Source organism: Rhizobium sp. SVR5-9E (genome assembly GCF_056755095.1).
In genome coordinates, this window is record NZ_JBNDHS010000545.1 from 1 (window position 1) to 253 (window position 253).

1 protein-coding gene is annotated in these 253 nt (G+C 36.8%); it reads right to left on the minus strand.

The genetic code is table 11. The features are described 5' to 3' along the window. Positions 1 to 253: hypothetical protein (locus tag ACPYOJ_RS35995; protein WP_481420480.1), on the minus strand; the 253-nt coding region annotated here is incomplete at both ends.

The following is a 253-nucleotide window of genomic DNA, read 5'->3' on the forward strand; positions in this document are numbered from 1 at the left end:
AACCATCATTACTTTGTTTTCGTTACAGATCTTCGCCCACTTTTCAATGACTTTATTTGATCCTAAATATCCCGGAATTGCTAAAATCGAATAATTATCCCTAAGATCAAGACGATCGTAATAGTTTTTAAATTCTTCTGCAATAGCGTCGATAAACAGTGGATTATCAAGATCCGAAACCTGGTCCAGGCTGGCATTAACGATACTTACGTTGTCTACTTTATCGAGTTCGGTATTCCTGTCTCTTATACAC